Annotated in this window: 6 protein-coding genes; all 6 read right to left on the bottom strand. The window is 60.7% G+C overall.

The genetic code is table 11. The features are described from left to right. Positions 1-27: 27 nt before the first annotated feature. Complete coding sequence (locus AX735_RS27070; protein ID WP_066283593.1) at positions 28-726, bottom strand: YoaK family protein; 699 nt, start codon at positions 724-726, stop codon at positions 28-30. After that, positions 711-2,654 carry an amidohydrolase gene (locus AX735_RS27075; RefSeq protein WP_137775451.1) on the bottom strand — a complete coding sequence of 648 codons (1,944 nt, stop codon included), beginning with the start codon at positions 2,652-2,654 and terminating at the stop codon, positions 711-713. Before AX735_RS27075 ends, AX735_RS27070 begins: the two co-directional genes overlap by 16 nt. Beyond that, entirely contained in the window at positions 2,651-2,917 is a 267-nt protein-coding gene (locus AX735_RS27080) for a DUF1427 family protein (protein WP_066283600.1), read from the bottom strand. The genes AX735_RS27075 and AX735_RS27080 overlap by 4 nt, the downstream gene beginning before the upstream one ends. A gap of 129 nt (positions 2,918-3,046) precedes the next feature. Beyond that, on the bottom strand, positions 3,047-3,703 hold the full coding sequence (locus AX735_RS27085) for a hydrolase (RefSeq protein ID WP_066283609.1): 657 nt from the start codon (positions 3,701-3,703) through the stop codon (positions 3,047-3,049). Positions 3,704-3,872: 169 nt separating this feature from the next. Beyond that, positions 3,873-4,751, bottom strand: a complete 879-nt coding sequence (locus AX735_RS27090) for a helix-turn-helix domain-containing protein (RefSeq protein WP_066283612.1) — start codon at positions 4,749-4,751, stop codon at positions 3,873-3,875. A gap of 38 nt (positions 4,752-4,789) precedes the next feature. Next, on the bottom strand, positions 4,790-5,051 hold a 262-nt coding region (locus AX735_RS27095), incomplete at its 5' end, for a helix-turn-helix transcriptional regulator (protein WP_156447546.1).

Here is a 5,051-nt window from a genome sequence, read left to right on the forward strand (position 1 = left end):
CCGCCAGCAGCAGCGCGAGGAAGGCTGTCATCGCAGGACCATCAGGCGACCCGCGAGAAGGATGGCGGGGAGGAGAACCGATCCCATCCCAAGCCAGGACTGGGCAAGAGCGCCCAGCGCGCAACCGCCAGCAAATGCACAAACAGATATCATGATCTTGCCCGATGCCGATGGCTCGGGCGTAGCGGAAAGCGCCTGACTCATTCGACCTGCCAAGGCCAGCGCCAGCGCTGCTACATTGCCCGTCATGACCGTGAACGGTGGCCCGATGGCCGGTACCAGCCTGTGAACGGCGTTGAGCATGCCCATCGCCCCTGCCAGCGCAAGCGCCAAGCCAGTATCCCAGGGCCCTGTCCCAAGGAACAGTGCAATGCCGCCTGTCAGCGCCACCGCCAGATTGGCAAGCCACAGCAGCAACGATAGTCTGCGGTTAACTGAAATTTGGCTAGCCGCAAGGCCAGCGAACACAGCAACTAGAAAGAAGGCAGGCAAGGCTGCGAACTGGACCCAGACCGATCCATAATGTCCCTCTGCCCCACCCCCACTCTGGCTGGCTAGTGTCGCACCAAGCAGAACAAAATTGCCGGTGACATGCGCGACGAAAAGTCCCTGCATATGGATAAAGACAGCAGTGTCGACATAGCCGGACACAAAGGCGAGCAGCCCGGCAAGGTCGGCCGGAACGGGCCGCGGCGATGAAAGGCTCGCGCTCACACCGCCCAGCATGCGCAGCCGAGAGCGCCCCAGAAACTCTTGAAATCGCTGACCGGAACCTGGGTCGCTCGCGCATGCTCATGACCATGAACCGCGCACGGTGTAGCACAGCCACAGGCCGACTGTGCCGTTTGCAGGCTGACCGAAGTCGCCCCTTCGGCCTTGTGATAGCCACCGAACCGGGCGACCGGCGACCAGTCGGGCATTGGCGGCGGCGGCGGTTCTGCCAAGCCTTCAAAGTTGCCAGTCCCATAGACTGGCTTGCCACCGACAATTGTGAGCACGGATTCGGTCTGGCGGATACGATCGGAAGGAATCTCGAAGAAATCCTGGCTCAGTACCGCTAGATCGGCCAACTGCCCCTGCTTGATCTGTCCCTTGCGCCCCTCCTCGCCCGAAAACCAGGCGACGTGCTGGGTCCACATTCTCAGCGCTTCATGTCGATCGAGCAGGTTGCGATGCGGATAAAGCCGCATGCCCCCCATCGTCCTGCCAGTGACGAGCCAGGACAGGCTTACCCAGGGATCGTAGCTCGCCACGCGCGTCGCATCGGTGCCTGCGGAGGTCCGCACGCCACTTTCCAGTACGCGTCGGAAAGGCGGCGTCGCTTCTGCTGCCTCGGCACCATAGCGCTCGACGAAATACTCGCCCTGATAGGCCATGCGGTGCTGAAACGCGATGCCGCCGCCGAGTGCGGCCACCCTGTCGATCGAGCGTGGGGTGATCGTTTCGGCATGGTCGAAAAACCAGTGCAGGCCGTCGAACGGCATCTCCCTGTTGACCTTCTCGAACACGTCGAGAGCCCGGACGATCGTCTCCTCATAGGTAGCATGCATCCGCCACGGCCAACGGTTGGCAACGAGGATCCGGACGATCTCCTCGAGATCATCTTCCATGTTCGGCGGCATGTCCGGCCGAGGCATACGGAAATCCTCGAAGTCCGCAGCCGAAAAGACAAGCATTTCGCCCGCGCCATTGAGACGCAGATAGTCATCGCCCTGGTGATGTCGGGCACTGCGGGTCCAACGCAGGAAATCCTCCTTCTCCTCCCGGGGCTTTTGCGTGAACAGATTGTAGCCGATGCGCAGCGTCAGCTGACCGCGTTCATGGAGCTGTTCGATAACCGCATAGTCTTCCGGGTAGTTCTGGTAACCCCCGCCAGCATCCAGAACGCTGGTCACGCCCAGCCGGTTGAGATCCCGCATGAAATGTCGGGTGGAATTGAGCTGATAGTCGAGAGGCAGTTTCGGCCCTTTGGCCAGTGTGGCATAAAGGATGGAGGCATTGGGGCTAGCAATCAGCAGCCCAGTTGGGTTGCCCTGGGAATCGCGCTGGATCACGCCGCCCGGCGGGTCGGGTGTGTCTCGATCATAGCCCACTGCCCTGAGAGCAGCGCCATTGAGCAAGGCGCGGTCGTAAAGGTGCAGGATGAATACCGGCGTGTCGGGTGCGACGACGTTGATTTCAGCCAGGCTGGGTAGGCGTTTCTCGGCAAACTGGTGCTCGCTGAAGCCGCCAACAACCCTGACCCATTGCGGAGCTGGGGTGCGGTCGACCTGCTGCTTCAGCATGCGCATCGCATCAGCCAGGCTGGGGACACCATCCCAGCGCAGTTCCAGATTGAAGTTCAGCCCTCCGCGAATGACATGGATGTGGTTGTCGCACAGCCCCGGTATCACGCGCCGGCCCTTGCAGTCGATCATCCGGGTGCCGGGTCCCTGCAGGGCGATGACATCAGAAAAATCTCCCACAGCCTGGAACCGACCCTCCTTTATGGCGATCGCCTGAGGGGCGGGGTTCTGCGGGTCCAGCGTCGTGAATTTCCCGTTGAATAGGATGGTGCCTGTATATCGTGCATCTTCCGCCATGGCTTTGCCCTCGATCGTTCCTAGCAAGCCGGTCAAGGCGAGGCCTGCAGACACCGCCCTGCGGTCCATCATGCGTCGCTATCCCGACGGCGGAGCCCGGGGCGCGCTGGCAACGCGCCCAGAATATGCTCCGAACAGTCGGCCCGCGTCTCTGCCATCACATCGGGATTGCCCCGATATACGCGCATCGCAAATGGCAGGATCTGCTCTCCCACCAGCATGCCCAACAGGCCAAGCAATGCTACAACGGGTGGCGCCGGCGAGCGGACGCCCAGCAGGCTATAGATAATGCCCACAAGCAAGCCGGCACCAAGCGAGAACAGATATATCTTCATGGCTTCACCATTGCAGAAGGGCCTGAATGAAGGAGGTGGGCCGGCCTTCGGGAGGCTTGGAAGCGGCCGGCCCGGTCACCAATACCTGGGGGCGGACAGGAGCGGAGGTGACCTTGTACGTTTAATCGATCAGCCTTCGCGTGCGTCGGCGCCCAAGATCGCCTTGGCGTATATCAGCCCGAGCCCATAGGCTCCGCCATGATCTATCGCGGCATGCACGACAGGATCATAGGTTTCGCCTCTCGCCCAGTCGCGCTGAAGTTCGAGCATGTACTGCAAAGAGGTCATCGGCGTTGCGCCTAGTTGGACCATACGGTCCATTGCCCTGTCATGCGCTTCATCGGAAACGTCGCCACAAGCATCTGCGAGCACGAAGACCTCGAAGCCCTGGTCGATAGCGGACAGCGCCGGCCCTACAATGCAGACACTGGTCCACAGCCCTGCAAGCACAATTCGCGACTTGCCGATGGCGTTGATACGGTCGGCGATCCGGGGATCTTCCCAGGTGTTCATGGTGGTCCGGTCGATCACCTCCTCACCCGGAAACTGGCTCTTGATCTCGTCGAACATGGGGCCGGAGAACGTCTTCTCAGCAACGGTGGTCAGAATTGTCGAAACCTCGAAAATGCGGGCTGCCCGGCTCACCAGTGCAGCGTTGTTGCGCAGCATGACCGCGTCGATCGATTTCGTGGCAAAGGACATTTGCGACTGGTGGTCGATCAGGATGAGCACATGATCGGCAGGGGAAAGAAGCGAGGAACCGGGGATTGGCAATGCGGTCGGCATCTGGAGCACTCCTTGGATGTCGCAAGGTGGCGGTCAGACGCGCTTCCTTGCTTCAGCGCCTGCAGTCCATAGCAGAGCATGGAGGTGCCAGCGGTGCCGGGCTTGCTCGGGAGGAGCGATTCTTGCGCCATTTCGGGCATAGCACGCGCATGCTCGCCTGACCGGGCACTCAGACCATGCGGCGGCGATAATTCAGAGGCGTCACCCCTAGTTCGCGTATGAACAGCTTGTTGAGCCCGGCCTGGCCCTTGTAGCCGACACAGACAGCCACGGTGTCAATGGAAAGGTCCGGCTGCAACAGCAAAGTCTGCGCAGCATTCAATCGCAGCAGCATCTGGTATTTCTGCGGAGCCACGCCGAAACTCTGCTTGAATGCGCGGGAAAAATGATCGGGTGACAGGCTGCAGAGCGATGCCAGTTCAAGCAAGGTGATGTCGCGCGAAAAATTTGCCTGAAGATAGTCGTTCACGCGCCGCTCCTGCCAGGGCGCCAGCCCGCCACGTGTCAGCCTGGCTGCCTCGCCATTCAGTGCGGCCAATTCCCCCAGCAGGGTCACAATCACGGAATCCCGGTAAAGGGTCGTGATCGCCGAGGCGTGACTGCCCGACGACAGTCGCCACAGCCTTTCGATCAATTTAGGCACCCCGTTGCTGCCCTGCACCGCGTGCAGCTTGGCTATATCGGGCGGGCGCCCATCGAACATGCGGTCCAGCAACGTATCGGCAAGCAAGCCATCGACGGCAAGTGCCCTGAAATGATTGGAATCATCAATCACGATTGCATTGGCTTCACCGCGGGCGAGCAGCGACCATTGGCCTGGAACCGCCGTCCCCGAAAAGCGGAAGCTGCCATTGCGATAAGACGTCCGGTGCATCGACAATCCCACCGTGATGACAAGATCATTCAGCGGAGGATCGGAAAAATCGCCCGCTGGCTGGTGCAATTCGATCAGTTGGACAGCCGGGTCATCGGCGACCAGCTGATGCGCGGCGATGAATGGCGCAACGCCATCGGTCAGCCGGTAATCGTCGAAATCGACACCGTCCACCGCCCACCCCGGAAAACAGCCTCACCCCGCATGCAATGCTAGCACATTTGCTTCGGAAGCCAAGTTCCTCGGGGGCAGTTCGCTCGATCAATCCGGAAATGACTTGGGCTGATACCATGGATGCGCCGAAAGGCCCGGGCAAATGCCTGGGGCGTATCATAGCCGACCGACAGGGCAATCTGCGTGACAGACATGGTCGAGCTCAGCAACAGATCCCGCGCTCGCTCCATGCGCAACAGCATCAGATACTGGTAAGGTGGTCGGCCAAGCGAGTTCTTGAAACCGCGGGCAAAATGATAC

It is taken from the genome of Blastomonas sp. CCH1-A6 (assembly GCF_001556365.1).
In the GTDB taxonomy this organism is placed as follows: Bacteria; Pseudomonadota; Alphaproteobacteria; order Sphingomonadales; family Sphingomonadaceae; genus Blastomonas; species Blastomonas ursincola.